Annotated in this window: 10 protein-coding genes; 7 read left to right on the forward strand and 3 right to left on the reverse strand. The window is 44.1% G+C overall.

What is annotated here, in order from left to right; translation table 11 throughout:
* Positions 1-41: 41 nt before the first annotated feature.
* The 7 genes from E0F88_RS34110 to E0F88_RS27300 all read left to right on the forward strand — a co-directional run bounded on the left by E0F88_RS34110 (position 42) and on the right by E0F88_RS27300 (position 15,793).
* Complete coding sequence (locus E0F88_RS34110; RefSeq protein WP_131961493.1) at positions 42-2,789, forward strand: sigma-54-dependent Fis family transcriptional regulator; 2,748 nt, start codon at positions 42-44, stop codon at positions 2,787-2,789.
* 5 nt (positions 2,790-2,794) lie between these two features.
* The gene (locus E0F88_RS27275) at positions 2,795-4,036 is read left to right on the forward strand and encodes an MFS transporter (protein ID WP_131961495.1); all 1,242 of its coding nucleotides are present in this window, start codon (positions 2,795-2,797) and stop codon (positions 4,034-4,036) included.
* 26 nt (positions 4,037-4,062) lie between these two features.
* Positions 4,063-8,223, forward strand: a complete 4,161-nt coding sequence (locus tag E0F88_RS27280; protein ID WP_131961497.1) for a sigma-54-dependent Fis family transcriptional regulator — start codon at positions 4,063-4,065, stop codon at positions 8,221-8,223.
* A 178-nt stretch (positions 8,224-8,401) separates the two neighbouring features.
* A complete protein-coding gene (locus tag E0F88_RS27285) occupies positions 8,402-9,880 on the forward strand; it encodes a CoA transferase (protein ID WP_131961499.1) in 1,479 nt (492 codons plus the stop codon).
* A 24-nt stretch (positions 9,881-9,904) separates the two neighbouring features.
* On the forward strand, positions 9,905-10,807 hold the full coding sequence (locus E0F88_RS27290) for a YncE family protein (RefSeq protein WP_131961501.1): 903 nt from the start codon (positions 9,905-9,907) through the stop codon (positions 10,805-10,807).
* An 84-nt stretch (positions 10,808-10,891) separates the two neighbouring features.
* Positions 10,892-11,779 carry a 3-hydroxyacyl-CoA dehydrogenase family protein gene (locus E0F88_RS27295; RefSeq protein WP_131961503.1) on the forward strand — a complete coding sequence of 296 codons (888 nt, stop codon included), beginning with the start codon at positions 10,892-10,894 and terminating at the stop codon, positions 11,777-11,779.
* Between the two features lie 189 nt (positions 11,780-11,968).
* The gene (locus E0F88_RS27300; protein ID WP_131961505.1) at positions 11,969-15,793 is read left to right on the forward strand and encodes a sigma 54-interacting transcriptional regulator; all 3,825 of its coding nucleotides are present in this window, start codon (positions 11,969-11,971) and stop codon (positions 15,791-15,793) included.
* 60 nt (positions 15,794-15,853) lie between these two features.
* Here the strand turns inward: E0F88_RS27300 and E0F88_RS27305 are convergent, their stop codons facing one another.
* The 3 genes from E0F88_RS27305 to E0F88_RS27315 form a co-directional block, all read right to left on the reverse strand.
* The gene (locus E0F88_RS27305; RefSeq protein WP_131961507.1) at positions 15,854-16,642 is read right to left on the reverse strand and encodes an alpha/beta fold hydrolase; all 789 of its coding nucleotides are present in this window, start codon (positions 16,640-16,642) and stop codon (positions 15,854-15,856) included.
* A gap of 81 nt (positions 16,643-16,723) precedes the next feature.
* A complete protein-coding gene (locus E0F88_RS27310) occupies positions 16,724-18,892 on the reverse strand; it encodes a xanthine dehydrogenase family protein molybdopterin-binding subunit (protein ID WP_131961509.1) in 2,169 nt (722 codons plus the stop codon).
* On the reverse strand, positions 18,873-19,370 hold the full coding sequence (locus E0F88_RS27315) for a (2Fe-2S)-binding protein (protein ID WP_131961511.1): 498 nt from the start codon (positions 19,368-19,370) through the stop codon (positions 18,873-18,875). The genes E0F88_RS27310 and E0F88_RS27315 overlap by 20 nt, the downstream gene beginning before the upstream one ends.
* Positions 19,371-19,376 lie beyond the last annotated feature (6 nt).

Genomic DNA, 19,376 nt, shown 5'->3' on the forward strand with positions numbered 1-19,376 from the left:
ATATTTAGTAACAACATTCTGTAACAAGCAATTAAAGAGTCATGAATATGCAGGGACCGGAAGTTGAGGGCAAAGATTTTTTTACAAAACAAACCTACATAGAAGCTATATCTGAGGCGCACGAAGTGTCACCCGAAGAAGAGATCTCGCTGATGCGGGAAGCACTTGAAGAAAAAGGTACCCTGCTTTCGCTAAGTAAAGAAATAGTTAAAATCAGGGCAAAAAAAGACCTTAATAAATTAATCAAAGAAACATTTAGTAAGCTTTTTTATTTTTACCATTGTACCATTGCCATTGTAAACGAAGACAAAAAGACATTCCGGGCATTTCTCCTGGATCCTGATTCCAGGATTAAAATTCATGAAAAATACCAGCACCTGATCACTCAGCCTATTGTTCTTCACAATGGTTTCGACGACCGTGTACTGAATTCCGACGTTCCGCTAATCATTGACTTTGATGCGCTCGGCGAGACCGACAAAATACCATGGCATGTAAGGATCATGCGTGAGTCGGGCATTATGGAAGTCGTTGGAGCTGCGTTGTCTATGGATCAGGAACGGTTCGCATCGATCTGGTTTTATTCGGACAGGAAAAATAATTTTACACAGCGCGACCTTTGGTTGATCGCTGGGATTGCTACGTTGATTTCTCCGGCTATCGCAAACATTATTGCCGGCGAGCAGGTTGAAAAGAAGATCAGAGAAGCCGATGCGCTGCTTTTTATCAGTGACGCGATTGCGAGCGTAAATAATAGAAACGACCTGCTTGATGTATTTAACAAATCGTTGAAAAAGCTGTTCTACTTTACGCACAGTATGATTCTAACATTAAGTGAAGATGGACAACAGTTATCACCTTTAATTTTGGATCCTGATTCAATCAGCAGGCACGACCCTGATTATCAACATATCGCTTCGGGATGGCTGGCTGTTAATGATGAGTTTTTAGACAGGATACTTTCCTCCAAAGATCCTTTTATATTTGATGTATTAGCAGAAGCAGGGAAAGAAGGCTCACCAGATTGTCTGCAATTAAATTTGAGAACAGGCGTAAAGCAGATCATGTGTGTGACATTGCGCCGGTCGGACCAGCAGCCATTGGGAATATTAGCCTTATACAATGACACCATCAATGGTTTCTCAGAAAATTACCGCGCGCTGATAAAGGGCATCTCCTATCATTTATCGACCGCTATTTCTAAAATTCTATATCTGGAAGACATTAGCCGCCGCGATGAAGAAAACCGGATTCTGCTCGAAATCAGCAATGAACTCGTAGCTGTAAAGGAAAAGAATGACATTTTGAAAATCATCTCTGTTTCCCTAAAAAAATATTTCAATTACACAGACAGTCATATTGTCATTTACAACACCAGCGCCAGAACATATAAGACATATATTTTCCATGCCCGGGATCAAGTACTGGAAAGTCAAGAATTTCAGGCGATGATCCGAACTGAGATACCTGAAAATGAAGAGATCATAGATTATTCTCATCAACCGATCATTGTCAATGTTGACGATCTTGTTGATTCTGAATTCCAATGGGGTCAGCAGATTCATCAGATGGGAATCAGCGAATACATCCGTGTGAAGCTGACCGACGGAGATCAAATCATAGGTTTGTTCATGCTGCTTTCGGAACAGAAAAATGCTTTTGCTCAAAGTAAAAGTTTGCTTCAAAAGATCTCTTTTCAGTTTTCAAAAGCCATTGCTAACCTGATCGCCAATGAAAAAATAGCTTCGCAGCTCGAGCAGATCAACCGTTACAAACAACAGCTCGAAGAAGAGAAACTCTACCTGCAGCAGGAAGTCAGTGCAGGGCTCACTTACGATGATATCGTAGGTTTTGGCACTGAAATGCAGAAGGTTTTTGGTCTTCTCTCTCAGGTGTCATTTGCAAATAGCACGGTGTTGATTTTGGGAGAAACCGGTACCGGCAAGGAACTGGTAGCCAGGGCACTTCACAATTCATCTTCCCGTAAAAACAAACTGATGGTGAAGGTAAACTGCGCTGCGCTGCCAGCCAACCTGATTGAAAGTGAATTGTTTGGCCATGAAAAAGGCAGTTTTACCGGCGCTACCGAACGTCGGATCGGCAAATTTGAACTGGCTAATCACGGAACCTTATTCTTAGATGAGATCGGAGAAATGCCGCTTGATCTTCAGGTAAAACTGCTCAGGGCTATTCAGGAAAAGGAAATTGAGCGGGTTGGCGGAACAGCAGTCATTAAAACCGATGTTCGCATCATAGCGGCGACGAACCGCAATTTGCAGCAGGAAGTTGAAGCAGGGTGGTTTCGCAGGGACCTGTATTACAGGATCAATGTCTTTCCGATCACCCTACCTCCTCTTCGCGACCGTAAAGATGACATACCGGCATTGGCCGCCCACTTTATAAAAAAATATGCCAGGAATACCGGAAAAAAAATCACGAGCATATCAGCTGGTGCGATGCAACAATTGATGGCTTACAACTGGCCTGGCAATGTACGGGAACTTGAACATCTGATAGAGCGCAGCGTGCTGATGAATAGTAATGGCATACTAAGACAGATGCATTTGCCCGACATAGCATCCCAGCAGAAAGATTACAGCGCCTCGCTTCATATCAAGACTTATCAGGAAAATGAAAGAGACTATATCATTGACATCCTCAACAGATGCGATGGAAGGATTTACGGCCGCGGGGGTGCAGCTGAATTACTGGATCTGAATATATCGACGCTGAATTCTAAAATTAAAAAACTCGGGATCCGCAAAGGAAAAACCCGCTATAAAAAGTAAATTCTATGTCATTTGAAACAATTAAATTAGCCCCTGAACTAAAATCAGGAGCATGGCGGGTTGTTGCCTTACTATGCCTGGCTGGCTGTCTTAATTACCTCGACCGGACTATGCTGACAACCATGAGAAGTTCAGTCATTGAGCAATACCCGATGACTGATGCGCAGTTCGGGCTGTTGACTTCTGTCTTTCTGTGGGTGTACGGAATTTTAAGTCCTTTCGCAGGTTTTCTTGCTGACCATTTCAAACGAAGCCGGGTTATCATCGTCAGTCTGTTTGCGTGGTCGGCTGTTACCTGGGTAACCGGTTTTGCCACAACTTATCAGGAGCTGCTTGCTACCCGAGTTTTGCTTGGCGTAACAGAGGCTTGTTATATTCCGGCTGCTATGGCCTTAATCGTGGATTATCATAAAGGCTCTACACTTCCACTTGCTACAAGCCTTCATGTCGCCGGTTTTTCCCTCGGTCAAAGCCTGGCTTTTCTGGGTGGATGGATTGCAGAACAATATAAAGTGAATACATCGTTCCTGGTTTTCGGCGCTATCGGAATGGCTTATGCAGTTCTGTTATCATTCTTTCTTCGGGATGTTTCCAAAGTCTCACAAAAAAGTAAAATCACATCGGCGATCCATTTTTCCGATGCGGTAAAAAGCCTTTTAAGTCATCGTTCCTACCTCTTTTTACTGGCGCTGTGGGCGCTTTTATATGTGATCGGCTGGATTGTTATCGGCTGGACGCCTACGTTTTTTAAGGAACAGTTTAACTTAACCCAAACTCTGGCAGGTTTTTACGCGACAGGGTATCTATACCCCTGCGCAATTCTGGGTGTCATTTCAGGTGGTTTTCTTACTTCGCGCTGGGCTCGTATCAACGCCCATGCACAAATTTTTGTCCCTGTCATAGGCCTTTGTATTGCCGCACCGGCCATCTTTTTTGCCAGCAACAGTTCCGTTTTACCCATAACCGTCGCTCTGTTTATGCTCTACGCCTTTACCCGGGCATTCAGCGACGCCAACATTATGCCCATACTGGTTTTAACCACCCAACCCCGTTACAGAGCTACGGGCTTTGGAATTCTTAACTTCTTTGCCTGTGTTTTAGGCGGCGCCGGTCTTTATGCAGGTGGAATTCTGCGCGATATGCACGTTGAATTAGGATACATATTTCGCTTTGCATCTATCTTGATGATCCTTTGCATTGTCCTTTTATTTCAGATCAGAAAGCATCCCTACCCGGAAGCCTCATAAATATCCCTGACATAAAACAAACAATAATGCCATCCAATTCCAGTAACAAAACTAATTCAGAGAATCAGTTGATAGATTCTTTAGCAAAAGTATTGTCAACCATCTCAGAGAACGAAAATCTGACTGAGGTCTTCGAGCAGCACCTTAAAAAAGCGCTGCCCTTCTCACAGATTTCTATCGCATTATTTGATCAGGAAAGCCAGTCCTTTAAACTTCTTGAAGGAGCATCAAAAACATCCTCCCAGCCTTTCCCGAACATGACCGTCAACAGCGACGCGGTCTTAAAAAGTATTATCAACTCCGAGCAGACGATCACGATTTCAGAAGCGAACATCCATTTTGCCGCTATAAGGCTCATTAGCAGAAGCAAAATTATCGGTGCTTTATTTTTGTTTTCTGATGATCCCGATGTTTTCGGCCAGCGGGAACTGGGCGTGATACAAAGCGTTTCTTATCAAATTGCAGGTGCAGTTTCTGAGGTGGCTGCATACAGGCAAATTGAACAAAAAACCCATCAGGCAAACCTTTTACTCTCCTTGAGTGAAGATATAGCAGGTATTCGCAACACCGAAGATTGGCTGCATCAAATTAATTCAAGACTAAAAAAAACCATTCAATTTTCTCATAGCGTTATAGTAATGCTTTCTGAGGATCGAAAGTTTTATAAAAGTTATATACTTGATCCCTCATCGAGATCCATATCTCATCAGGATTATCAGGATGCAACTGATGGTGAAATACCGGTAGATGATGGAATCGTTGATCTGAGTCTGGCCAGTGAATATCCGGTAGTCATTGACCTTTCCAGTCTGATCAAACTGGATCCGCCGCTTTACATACAAATGAATTACCAGCTTGGTTCAAGAGCATTGCTGGTGGTTTCCCTGCAAAATAAAAATTCCACACCCTGTTGTCTGATCTTGTTTGCAGACCGAGTGGAAAACTTTGACAATGCCGCGATTCAGATTATTAAAGGAATTTCTCATCACCTTTCTACGGCAATTGCTAATATCATTGCCAACGAATCCATTGAAAATAAGGAGCAGGAAAATACCATGCTTCTTTCATTCAGCAACGATATGGCGGCGGTTCGGAGTAAGGATGACCTTTCTGTCATTGTGAATCACAAGTTGAGAAACATGCGGCTGATGACCAAATACGTCATAAGCGTAGTAAACGAGGATGGTTTTACCCATTCAGGATTTCTGTTTGACCCCAACGAGCCCTACACCCGCGATCCTGAATTTCTCAATATCGGAAGCAGAAAACTTCCCAATGCAGATGGTCTGTTTGACGTAGTGCTCGCCTCCGACAGACCTGTGGAATATGATGTGGATGAATTGCTTAACCGCAAAAATGTGCCGCCGGCCGCGGCATTCTGGAAAAAAATCGGCTTGACGAAAGTGATCGGAGCTCCGCTGAGAGTAGGCAATAAAAATATAGGCGTTTTCTGGCTGATGCCCGACCAGGTCAACATGCGCTTATTACAGGGAATATCCGCGCAGCTTTCTACCGCCATTGCAAATATTATTGCCAACCAGGCTATTGAACAGCGTGATCTTGAAAAGGCATTTAAACTGGCTTTGACAAATGAAATGGCCAAAGTACGGGATAAGAATGCGTTGCTGGAGGTGATTAACGCCAAGTTGAGAGAACAGATTTATTTTACGCACACATCGGTTGGAATTTACAATAACGACCAGAAAACATTTCGTATTTATTTAACTGATCCGGGTTCGTTAAGCAAGGATCACCCCCACTATAAAAGAGTAGTCAGCACCTCTCTTCCCCTGGATGACGGAGTCGCCGGTAAATGTTTTGAAACCAAGCAATTATCTCTCTTTGATCTCGAGGAGCTTGTCAATGAAGGAAATAAAGTTAGCTATGTACTGATGAATCACCAGAAGGGCATCAAACATATGCTCTTTTTGCCCATGATAAACAGTGAAGGATTCTTGGGGGCATTTGTGTTGCATTCGGATGTTAAAAACAGTTTTACCGAAAAAAATCTTGCTTTGTTAAGGAGTGTATCCGATGAAATGGCCATTGCGTTTTCCAGTATCATTGCCATAGAGGAATTGCAGCAGCGCGATCACGAAAAATCAGTCATGCTGGAACTGGGCGCTCAAATGTCTGATATTCAAGACAAAAACGACTGGTTGAAAGTAATCAACTCACAACTAAAAAGATTATTTCCATTTACGCATAGTGTCATTGGCGTCTTAGATGAACAACAAAAGGCATACAATGGCTTTTTGTTGGACCCTGGATCAAAATCCCAGGAACACCCCCTGTACCGGCAGGCTGTTACGATGGCCAATCCGGTAGATGATGGCTTCTATGACATCGCTTTGCAGTCAGGTTTCCCGGTTGTATTTGATCTTGAAAAATATGTCAGTGAAAAAGCCGAAGCCACACCATTGTATTTACGGATGAATTATGATCTGGGAAGCAGAGAAACTATGATCTGTGCCCTGAGAAACGAACGAAGAAGTGTCTGCTGTTTTATCCTGTTTGCAGACAACAAAAATAGCTTTGATAATTATGCAATTAACATTATCAATGGTATTTCCCACCATCTCTCAACGGCAATGGCTAATATTATGGCCAATGAAGAAATAAAAAGAAGAGAAAAAGAAAAATCAGTCTTATTGGCATTCAGTAACGAGATCGCCTCCATCAGAGATAAGAACGGACTCTCAAAGGTGATAAACCGTCAGTTGAAAAGTCTTGGCATATTAAAGGAATACGTCATATCCATTTTAAATGAGGACAAAAAAACGTGTGTGGGGTACCTGTCGGATTCAGACGCTGCCTACACCAGACACCCCGCGTTCGAAAGCTTCAACACCAGGCACATTGATATCGCCGACGGTATATGGGATGTCACATTATATTCAGAAGAACCCCTGTATTACAATCTGGACGAGCTGATTAAAAAAGGGACTGCGCCGGATTACATTTATTTCTGGAAAGAATTAGGTATTGATGCCGTTATTGGAACCTCGCTCAAATTCGCTGGCGAGTACATCGGTATATTCTGGATTCAGCCAGAGGTTATAAATAATTACCTTCTCAAAAGTGTATCTGCTCAGATTGCGGTAGCAATCTCAAACATTATAGCCAATGAAAAAATACAACAGCATTTACTTGAAATCCAAAGTTACAGACAGCAACTCGAAGAAGAGAAGTCTTACTTACAACAGGAAGTCGGCAGCGGTTACACATATGATGACATCGTAGGCTTCGGACCGGAAATGCAAGGGGTTTTTCAGCTTCTCTCACAGGTCTCATTTGCTGACAGCACTGTATTAATATTGGGTGAGACCGGAACCGGCAAGGAGCTGATTGCCCGGGCGATTCACAATGCATCTCCCAGAAAAGACAAACTGATGGTGAAGGTCAATTGTGCTGCACTACCAGCTAATCTGATTGAAAGTGAACTTTTTGGCCACGAAAAGGGCAGCTTTACCGGTGCAACCGAGCGCAGAATAGGCAAGTTTGAACTGGCCAATAATGGCACATTGTTTCTCGACGAGATAGGAGAAATGCCCTTAGATCTTCAGGTAAAACTGCTTCGCGCCATTCAGGAAAAGGAAATTGAGCGCGTCGGTGGTAAATCGACGATCAAAACGAACGTTCGCCTGATCGCGGCGACCAACCGCAATCTGCAGAAAGAAGTCGACGAACGCAGATTTCGTAGCGATCTGTTCTACCGGATCAATGTCTTTCCGATTGTCCTTCCTCCATTAAGGGACCGAAAAAACGACATATCCGCTCTGGCTACTCACTTTGTGAGAAAATATTCTAAGAACGCCGGTAAAAAAATGATGAATATTTCATCCCGGGCGATGAAGGAATTGATGGCTTACAACTGGCCTGGTAACGTCAGAGAACTGGAACATCTCATTGAAAGAAGTGTGCTTATGACGAGTGGCTCTACGATCGATCAGACCGGATTACCTGTGAAAAGCGAAGGAATGAAAGATTTTACTCAGCAGGATTTTACCAGGACTTTTGAAGAAAATGAACGGGACTACATCATTGGGGTACTCAACAAATGCAATGGAAAAATATATGGAAGAGGCGGCGCAGCAGAAATACTGGATATGAACATTTCTACCCTGAATTCAAAAATAAGAAAACTGGGTATTAAAAAGGGAAAAACCGTTTACAAACAACCCTGAAAGGCCGGGCATCGGTCAACGAACTTTTGATTCCAGGTCAAATAGATACAAACAGAGTCCTTATTTATCCATTGTCACCCCAGGGATGTCCAGGTAGCTTTGTAATCACAACTCTGCCGAGTTTCTTAATAAGCCAGGCTATCACAACCGGAAGTTTCATCTGTTAAGATCCGTTAACATGCTCAAAGAACAAATTTTAAAATCAGTCAACAACCCAGTATCGGCAGACGAGCCTTTCGATATTGACGGTGAACTGGAATCCTTTCTGAAAAACTTCGACCTGTCTGCTCAGGATACGGGAGGAAAGATCAAATTCATCGGAAAAGATCCCATTGTTCCCAGTACCATCCGGTTTGCCTCAGCCACAGCAATCGGACTGGCCGCCAAGGCGGTCGCAATAGCTAAATTGTGGAAACTCCGTTCAGGCAAAGGCCAGGATATTGAGGTCGACCTCCGAAAAGTAATTCACCGGCTATCTCCGTTTTTTCAGGGGAAATGGGAGAAAATAAATGGTTTCAGCCCCGGTTTTCCCACTGAGCTGGCCAGTCCGTTTTCACCACATTTTTATAAAACCAAAGATGGAAGACACGTTATGCCTTTGGATTTCTACAACAGGTTAAGAATTTCCACATTGCGGTTTCTGAACGTACCGGAAGACAAAGAGGCCATAGCCGGTGCAATTGCCCAATGGAACTCAGACGAGCTCGAAGAAAAAGCAAACCAGGCGGGTCTGGTCATGACCAAACTACGCAGTGTCGAGGAGTTTTTAGAAACAAAACAGTTTAATGTGCTGTCACATTTACCCATCATACAAATTGAAAAAATCGGAGAATCCCTCCCGATACCATTTACTGAGGACGCCAAAGCGCCTTTGGACGGAATCAGGGCGCTGGGCATGGGCCATGTCATTGCCGGAGCCGGGACGGGACGTGCACTGGCTTTGCACGGTGCAGACGTTCTGAACATATGGTCGCTGAATGATGTAGAGATGGAAAGTTTGTATGCAACTGCCGATGTAGGGATGAGGTCGGCTAAACTGGATCTGGCATCTGAGCAGGGCAAAGCCAGGATGCATGAGTTAATAAAAGGTGCCGACATTTTCTTTGCAAACCGGCGGATGGGGTATCTGGAAAAATACGGCCTGTCCGCAGAGGAAATGGCTGTTATCAACCCGGGAATCATCCATGCTACCGTTTCGCTCTTTGGACAACAAGGCCCCTGGGCTGGTTATGGCGGCTTTGACGTTTCTGCCGGAGTGGCCACCGGCGTAATGGCATTGGAAGGATCACTTCAGGAGCCAAAACTGCCTTCAATCATGGTAGTTGATGATTATCTGGTGGCCTGGCTGATTACCACCGGAATCGTGTCTACCCTGATCCGAAGAGCCAAAGAAGGAGGAAGTTACAAAATCCATATCTGTTTGTCGCGAACAATTCTTTGGATGTATCAGCTGGGAATTTTCGATAAAAATTATGCTGCTGCTACGGCTGGTAGTTTTCCGGAACACGCATTTTTGGATCCTGAGCTGTTTTCCGCAGAAACACCCTTGGGCACATATCAGGGAGTTGCCGAGCAGGTTGCGATGTCTGAGACACCCGGACATTATAAATATGCACTGCTCCCACGGGGTGCAGCCAAACCGGAATGGGAAAATTAAGGATCATTCTTAAAACTTATGACTATGGAAAACCAAACAAGCAGTCAGCAAACACTATTTGTACTTGATGGCTGGAACAGGAAAATACTTGCGTTTAGTGCAGATGGTTCATCAAATTCAGTGGTGCTGGAAAACTGTGGAGGTACCCCGGACGGCATTGCCCTCGACGCAGATAAACGCCATATATACTGGACAAATATGGGCAACCACTATGATCAGAACGACGGATACATAGAAAGAGTGGATTTTGACGGATCAAATCGTAAGATAATTATTCCGCCTGGAACCACTTTTACACCTAAACAAATAAAACTTGACTTAGAAAATGGCCTGATGTACTGGTGCGACAGAGAGGGAATGCGGGTGATGCGCGCGAAGCTGGATGGCTCGAACATTACGACCCTTGTTCAAACCGGACACACCGTGTCTGACCAGCTGGATCAAACCAATCACTGCGTAGGAATAGCTCTTGATACAAAAAACGGCTATTTGTACTGGACACAGAAAGGACCTTCAAAGGGCGGAAAGGGAAGAATATTTCGCGCCGGGCTGCAAATTCCAAAAGATGAAGACCCCGCTTACCGTGAAGATCTGGAGTTGCTCTGGGAAAATCTGCCAGAACCAATCGATCTGGATTTAAATGTGCAAACCGGAGAGCTCTACTGGACTGACCGCGGTGCAGAGCCAAAAGGGAATTCACTGAATCGCGCCAGTGTAAACGCAGGGACCTGCACAGAACCGGAAATACTCTGTTCCGGACTAAAAGAGGCAATAGGACTGGCACTGGATATTAAAAACAACCGTGTTTTTTATGGCGATCTGGGTGGGAATCTCTACTGCAGGAAAATGTACGAAGATATGTGCTGCTACTTTTTTTCGGGTGAAGGGAAATATACCGGAATCGCATTGCTTGCCGAAGGCTTGTAATTTCAAAATTGCAGCAACGGGCTGAATTTTCATCTGTTACCGTCAATCTATTCAAACAATATTCCACGTTACAATTTATACGATATGCAAAACGCAACAGAAAAGAAAAATCCATTTTCTCTTCCCGTTAATTTGGAAAACCGCCCCGTCACCGTGATCGGCGCAGGTACACTTGGACGCAGAATTGCCCTGATGTTCTGCACCCGAGGAGGAGAAGTTCGTATCTATGACCTTTCCGAAGAACAGCGGCAGCAGGCCGTTGAATTTGTACAACAACAACTGCCCGCAGTAACTGCGAGCGTCCCGGGCGGTACTGAGGGAAGGATATTTTCCAGTGGAGATCTGACAATAGCACTCAAAGACGCCTGGCTCATTATTGAAGCCATTCCGGAACGTCTGGATCTTAAAAAAAAGGTGTTCGGCGAACTCGACAAACTTGCGGACTTCGATGCCATTATTGCCAGTAATTCGTCCTCCTATCCGACAAGTCAATTCCTGGACTTTGTTGAGCATCCTGAACGTGTATTAAATGCGCACTTTTATATGCCGCCCACACAAAATGCAATTGATATTATGTCCAGCGGCAGTACAGATCGGGGAGTGATCGATTTTTTGCTTGAAGAACTGCCCAGATACGGTGTATTTCCATTTGAAGCCAGAAAAGAAAGCACCGGATTTATCTTTAACAGGGTTTGGGCTGCCATTAAGCGTGAATCTCTGGCTCTGGTTGCACAGGGCGTTTCAACACCTTCTGAACTGGATCAAATGTGTCAGATCAATATGCACACCAAAATCGGCCCATTTCGGTTAATGGATAAAGTTGGTCTGGATGTGGTGCTGGACATTGAAAATCATTATGCTGCCGAAAACCCGCATTTACCTGTCGGCCCTCGACAACTGCTTCATCAGTACGTTGACGCGGGTTACCTGGGTGTAAAAACCGGACGTGGCTTTTATAACGATTACCTGTGAACGTAACTTACAGTCCTGCTTTCCAATTCCAGACACATGCAAAATGAAGACCTGCCTTCCATCGCTGCAGGAGCTATCAGCTCAAGGAGTCTTTAAAGCCGCCTGTTGCAGGAATGGAAATTTCTCTTTTCAAGTCAAAAACTGACGGATGCGTTTTTACGCTGGCTTGTTTTGCCGTAATTTAGAGGTATGTTCGAATCATCAGACAACACAGAGCCCGGCATTGAAAAGCAGCGTGACGCTTTACATGAATCAGCAGGTCCCGGCCTTACACAGCAAAAAAGTATTGACCAACTTCAAAAAGAGCTGGAGTACAAAAATATTCTGCTATCGCTCAGTAAAGACATTGCTTCAATAAGAGCCAAGGAGGATTTAAACGCGCTGATTAAAACAAAGTTTGGTAAGCTGTTTTACTTTTATCATTGCACCATATGCACTTTAAGCGAAGACAAGGTGTCGTTGCGTGCTTTCCTGCTGGATCCCAATTCGAAAGTCAAAAAACACAATGATTACAATAACCTGATAACAGATACCTTTCCTATTGCCAACGGAATAGATAATATCATCATCAATTCTGACCATGCCATTTTCTTTGATTTCGATCAGCTTGAAGAAATGGGCACATTACCGCCACAAGGTAAGGTAATCTACGAAAGTGGCATCAGAGAGATGATTGGCTGCCGGCTGATGAAGGAGAACGAAGTGTTCGGTTTCGTTGATTTTTTTTCTGATATGAAAGGTCAGTTTACCGAAGATAACTTCTGGCTTGTGGAGAGTATTGCAAGCCTTATCGCTCCGGCAGTTGCAAACATACTGGCTCAGGAAGAAATAGAAAACAGGGTTAAAGAAAGAGAAACGATGCTTGCGCTCAGCAATGACATTGCAAGAGTGAAAGACCGGGCAGGTTTGATGGATATTATTCAAAATAAACTTCGCAGCCTTTTTAGTTTTTCACATAGCCTGGCCCTCAAATGCAGCGACGATCTTAGCTATCTGACCACATTTCTGCTCGATCCGCATTCACAAAGCAGAACGGATCCAAATTATCAGCACATCGTTTCTCAGCGCGTGGTTGTCAACGACGGGTTTCTTAACATTGTTCTTGACTCAGAGAGCTCAGTAATTGTGGACATCGAAAAAGAAGCTTTACGGGTTAACGCACCTGCCTACATGAAAATGCACTTTAATACCGGGCTGCGCCATGGTATTGCTCTGGCCCTGCGCTCGGCTGATCAGAGACCTATCGGAGTCCTGGCATTTTATTCCAATCGCAAAGGACATTTTGACCAAAGGATAGCGGGTCTTCTGGAAAGAATATCATATCATCTGTCAACGGCACTATCCAACGTTCTTTTCAATGAAGACATTCAAGAGAGAGACAAAGAAAAAATGGTTTTGCTGAATTTAAGTCAGCGCATGGCCCAGATCAGAAACCAGGGCGATTTACTGGAAGTGATGCGTCTGGAGTTAAAAAAACTGTTTTATTTTTCCTATAGCAACATTGTATTGATCTCTGAAGATCAGAAGTATCTGAGGGCATTTCTTGCAGATCCAGCATCAACGCTTAAGAATCATCCAAACTATGCGTCTTTTGTTAAAGCAAATCATCCGGTAGAGCCTTTCCCAAGACTGGTGATCCAATCTGAAAAGCCGGTTTATATGAATTTGGAAGAGATGGCTCTTTTCGGCCAGATACCCAATGTATTGAAAATGCATTATGAGGTTGGCATCAGAGAGGTGGTTGCAGTTGCGCTACGCAACGAGAACGAAGTTTTTGGCATACTGAATTTTTATTCTGACAGGATCAATTTCTTTACAGCCAATCATCTGGACATCATAGAGGGTGTATCCAATCAGGTTGCTACAGCTGTCTCTAATATTATTGCCAATGAAAATATTGAAAGCAGAGAAAAGGAGACACGGATATTACTTTCTCTTAGTGGTGATATAGATAAAGTGAAAGACCGGACGGATCTGATGCGCGTTATCCGGCACCGTTTGACCGATCTTCTTTCTTTTGACGATGTATCTATTGCACTTTATAATGCCCCAAAGAAAAAATATACAATCTTCGCCCACAATGTTCACGATAAAAGAGGATTACATCCGGATTTCGGACCTCTTCTTACCAGCGAATTCCCTGTCGAAGATGGTATTCACGAGGTTGCCATGAAAGCCGACGGCCCGGTCTTTATCGATATTGAGCATGCTCTGCAAAGCCCTAACAAACACAGCGGCACAGAATTCATTCACCAGTCAGGCATAAAAAAAATGTTGGTTGTAAAGCTGACCTCCAACAATGAAGTGATTGGTTTTTTAAATATTCTTTCCGAGTCGGCAGAATCCTTTGAGAATATCAATCTGAATATTATCAAGGGGATTTCCGACCAGCTGTCAGTAGCTGTCTCCAATATTATTTTTCTTGAAGAAATAAAAAGAAGAGACAACGAAAACGAAATACTGCTCTCGGTCAGTGACGCAATTTCTTCTATTCGTGACAAAAGGGATCTGCTTCACGTAATCCAAAAACACCTTAAGCGAATCCTGCCTTTTTCGGACATCTGCGTATCGAACTACAGTACTGAAAACAGCACCTATAAGATTTTTATTTACGATTGTCCGAAAATGGAACTGCATCCCGATTTCGGCCAGATTGTAACAGCTGTATTTCCTCTGTCAGACGGCATTCATAATGTTCTCGTTGATTCGGACAATGCAGTCATATTTTCTTATGAACAGCTGTTAGCCATGCAAATGCCTCACGTCAATTTTATGCTTGGGGCCGGGATAGCCGAGATTGCAGGCATCAGAATACAGAACAACAATGAATTTATGGGAGCGATCATTCTGATGTCAGAACAGGCAAATTCGTTTTCATCAGAAGATCAGAACCTGATTCTGCGGCTTTCTCATCATATTTCGACCGCAGTATCCAATATTATTGCCAATGAGAAGATTGATCAGCAGTTTGAAGAGATAAAAAGCTACAAAGAGCAGCTCGAAGAGGAGAATCTCTATCTGCAACAGGAAGCGGGAGGCGGTTATTCCTATGATGATATTGTGGGGTTCGGCCCCGAGATGCAGAAAGTATTCAGACTGCTCTCTCAGGTAGCATTTGCTGACAGTACTGTCCTGGTATTAGGTGAGACTGGCACGGGGAAGGAACTCGTTGCCAGGGCACTTCACAACTCATCTCCCAGAAAAGATAAATTACTCGTCAAAGTAAACTGTGCTGCCTTGCCGGCAAGTCTGATTGAAAGCGAATTGTTTGGCCATGAAAAAGGGAGCTTTACCGGCGCAACCGAGCGCAGGATCGGCAAATTTGAGCTTGCCAATCACGGGACTCTGTTTCTGGATGAAATCGGGGAAATGCCTCTGGATCTTCAGGTGAAACTACTCAGGGCGATTCAGGAGAAAGAGATCGAACGGGTCGGCGGAAAGTCAACAATTAAAATCGATGTCCGCATCATTGCCGCCACAAACAGAAACCTGCAAAGGGAAGTAGATGAAGGCCGGTTCAGAAGGGACCTGTTTTACAGAATCAATGTTTTTCCGATCATACTCCCTCCGCTGCGGGAACGACGAAATGATATACCGGCACTTGTATCTCATTTTATTGAAAAGTATGCCCGCAACACAGGAAAAAAAATCAGTAATATCTCTGCAAAAGCGATGAAAGAACTGATGGACTACGACTGGCCGGGAAATGTCAGAGAACTCGAGCATTTGATCGAACGGAATATCCTGGTTACAAAAAACAATACCCTCAACGATATGAATCTGCCTGTTAAAAGAATGGTAGAGACAGAAATGTTTGTAGAACCAGCGCAGCCCGTGAAAACATTTGAAGAAAATGAAAGGGACTACATTATTGAAGTAATCAACAGTTGTGACGGAAAACTATCCGGGCCGGGAGGAGCTGCTGAAATTTTAGACCTGAACATATCCACGCTCAATCACAAAATAAAAAAGCTGGGTATTAATAAGGAAAAAGGACTTTATTCAAAAATCTGATTGTCAAAACAAAAGCCTCCAAAATTCAGGTAGGCTCTGGTTTTGATAATCATCGATGGTCTAGTTTCTGCCGATCCAGTCCAGAATATAATCTGCGTCCTCCTTCCAGCTAGGAAGTCCCAGAACAAAATGATTCTTGTTAGGAGACATTTTATAATCGACAACCGATTCGCTGTTCTTATAAGCCTTGAAATTACGGTTATTTAAGTGTGCGGGCATAATATGATCTGTGTCTCCTGCGGTAAGAAGCAAAGGTGCATGTGCTTTTTCAAAATCAACTTTTGCTGCGCTGGTCAATGCATCACGCGCTATGGTTTTTGATTCCGGAATCGTGAAAGTGTCATAGGCTGCCTGCTGCTCTTCCAGCGGCATTCCGTTAACAAAAGCGTATTGCCAGTCTTCAAAAGACATCATGTAAGTTTCCTCAATGGAAGTGAAAAGTCCCAGTGATTTCCAGCCAGCCTTTAAAAATGAAAACTCGTAAGGAAAAACACCCAGCGGCGGAACCGAATGAATGGCAACGCCGGCAGCAGTCAAATCCCGGTTAACCATAATCTGCGTCAGCAGCCCGCCAAAAGAATGCCCGATCACAATAGGTTTTTCGGGGAGCGATTTGATAATGGCCACATGGTATTCAACCAGTTCATGAAGGGTTAGCAGAGCAAGCTCTTTATCTCCATGCGGATGTCTTGCCCTGAGCTCCTGAACACTTGCATCTTTATAAGGCCATGCAGGCGCAGATGTTGAATATCCTTTGCTTTGAAAGTACTTTTGCCATTCGTCCCAGCAAGTGTTGCTTACAAATGCACCGGTGATGAATAGGATTGTTTTGGATTGAATACTGCCCATAGATATGTTGTTAAGATATTAAAAAATGATTACGATTTAATATACTGGCAGTAGGATTATGCACTTAAACCGAGCTGTTAATTATAAGATCCTCAGCGGTAAAGAGCGCAGATTTTGCCCCGTCAAATCGAAAACAGCTGCTGCAATAGCGGGGGCAATTGGTTCGATCGGAGGCTCCCCTACTCCCAGAGGCTGATCTGTTCCCTGCAAAATAATGACTTCGATCTGTGGGGTATCTGCCAATGTTGCCAGAGGATATTCATGATAATTACTGGCAGCAATCTGTCCATCTTTTACGGTCAGTTCTTCATATAAAGCCGAACTTATACCCATCATTACACAACCCTCGACCTGCTGACGGATGCCTTCCGGATTAATACTCAAACCCGCATCGATCACATTGGTAACTTTTATGATTTTTATTCTTTTATCAATCACCTGCACTTCAATAACCGCAGCAGCAATCGTTTTTCTGTCATTGCAAATGGCAAGTCCTCTTCCTTTGCCCGGCGGTTTAGGTGAATCCCAGCCACTTCTTTCACGTAAAGTTTCCAATACATGCACATACCTTTCATTTACTTTTTCTGTACCTTTCAGTAATACGATCCGCATTTCAAACGGATCCTTCCCGGTCTTCACGGCCAGTTCATTCATAAAACTTTCAACAGCAAACGTATTGGGATACATACCAACGCTCCGCCAGATCCCGGTCCGTACTGGAAGCTTATTTTGCCAGACAATTGCAGCCCTGTTTTTAATATTGTAAATCAAACCTGCACCATGTCCGGACGACAGAAAATCGGCGCCAAGCAGGGACAATGCGGTACTTCCCGCAAAGGCTTCTACCAGCGTATCAGGAGTTGCCTGATTATGTACAATCGCCTCAATTTCACCACCCTGACCTATCTTTGCTTCCAGTACGTGATGTGTATTTGGCCTGTAAACCGCATTCTGAAATTCCTGTTCCCTGGTGTTAAAAACATGGACCGGCTTGCCGATAAGCTTTGAAATTATGGCAGCATGAACAGCATTATTTACCATTCCCCTCCTACCAAATCCACCTCCTGAATACGCAACCTGCAGATTGACCTGCTCAGGATCTAAATCCAATGCTTTCGCAACCGCCCTGGCAACCATACCGGGCATTTGTGTTCCGATCACTATTTTTGCACTGTCTTTTTCCACCCAAGCAACCGTTCCGTTCGGCTCCATTTGTGCATGGGCAGCCATAGGCGTGCGGTATTCTTGTCTGAATGCGCTGCCAGGATTTTCGTTGATAAGCGATTCTGCACTTCCGTCATCCTGGATATGGACTGCATTTCCGTTACCCACTTTCACAATTTGTTCAAAATCGGCTTGCTGCCATTTGCGGGGAATATCCCAATCTGCCTCTATAAGCCTCAGGGCCATCTCGGCTGCATACCTTGTTTTTGCAACCACTGCCACCAGGTCCTTCTCTTCAATGACTTTGATCACACCGGCAGATTCAGCTGCTTTTTTTGTGTCCAGACTTTTGATGGTTCCATTGATGTAAGGTGATTGCAGGATGAGTGCATAAACCATATCAGGAAATGTATAATCAATGCCAAAAATTGGTTTCCCCATTACTTTGGGGATAAGATCAATACGTTTCACATTAGTTCCTACATACTTGAAGTCAGATACAGATTTCAAAGCAGGCGTATCGGGAACATCCCAGTCTTTGGTTAAGGCAGATATCTCGGCATAACTCATGCTGTTTTTTCCTGATGTCAAAATGCCTTCTTTGACATTTATTGAGCCTGGTTGAACATTCCAATATTTACCAGCAGCATTTTTTAACATCTCTCTCATGGTGGCCGCTACCTCCCTGATCGGTACATACAAAGAACTCGTAGAGCTGCTTCCACCGGTTAAAGTCAAATCCATCGGACCATTGGACGAACCGGCATGTTCTACCCTGATCTGACTGACAGAAACTTCCAGTTCTTCGGCTGCAAGCATTGCCAGCCCGGTGAAAATGCCCTGCCCCATTTCTACTTTTGGTGATTTCAGCAAAATCGTGTTATCAGTCAAAACCTCAAACCAAAAGTCGGGCTTGTAAGTAGAAACCAGAAGTGGAGTATCGAGTGATTCTGCGGTTTCGGCGGCAAATCGGCGCAGCGGCCCACGTCCCAGATAAGTAGCAACAATGGTTCCGCCCAATATGATAGCGCCTGTCTGCAAAAATTTTCTGCGGGAAGATTTCCCCTCATTCTTTTGCTTTTCCATCGGATATCAGTGTTGTAGTTTGCTGAATTTGTGCTGCTCTTTTAATCGCTTTGATAATACGTGGATGCGTACCACAACGACAGATGTTGCTGATATTGGCCTTAATATCCTGGTCGGTCGGATTTGGGATTACTGTGATGAGTTTCGCCGCCGCCATCATAAAACCAGGCTGACAATAACCGCATTGCGGAACGTTTTCATCAATCCATGCCTGCTGTACCGGATGCAGATGACCTTCGTTTTTTGATAAACCTTCCAGAGTCGTTACCGATTTCCCGGAAACATATTCCACAGCCAACGAGCAGGAACGAAATATATCTCCATCTACATGCAGCGTACATGCGCCGCACATCGCCTTGCCGCAACCGTATTTTGTTGCTTTCAGGTTCAGCTCATCCCGGACTACCCATAGCAGCGGCATCTGAGGGTCCACATCCACAGATGTGGCTTTCCCGTTAATTTCAAAATCTATTTTCATGAGTGG

The organism is Dyadobacter psychrotolerans, from assembly GCF_004349265.1.
Lineage (GTDB): Bacteria > Bacteroidota > Bacteroidia > Cytophagales > Spirosomataceae > Dyadobacter > Dyadobacter psychrotolerans.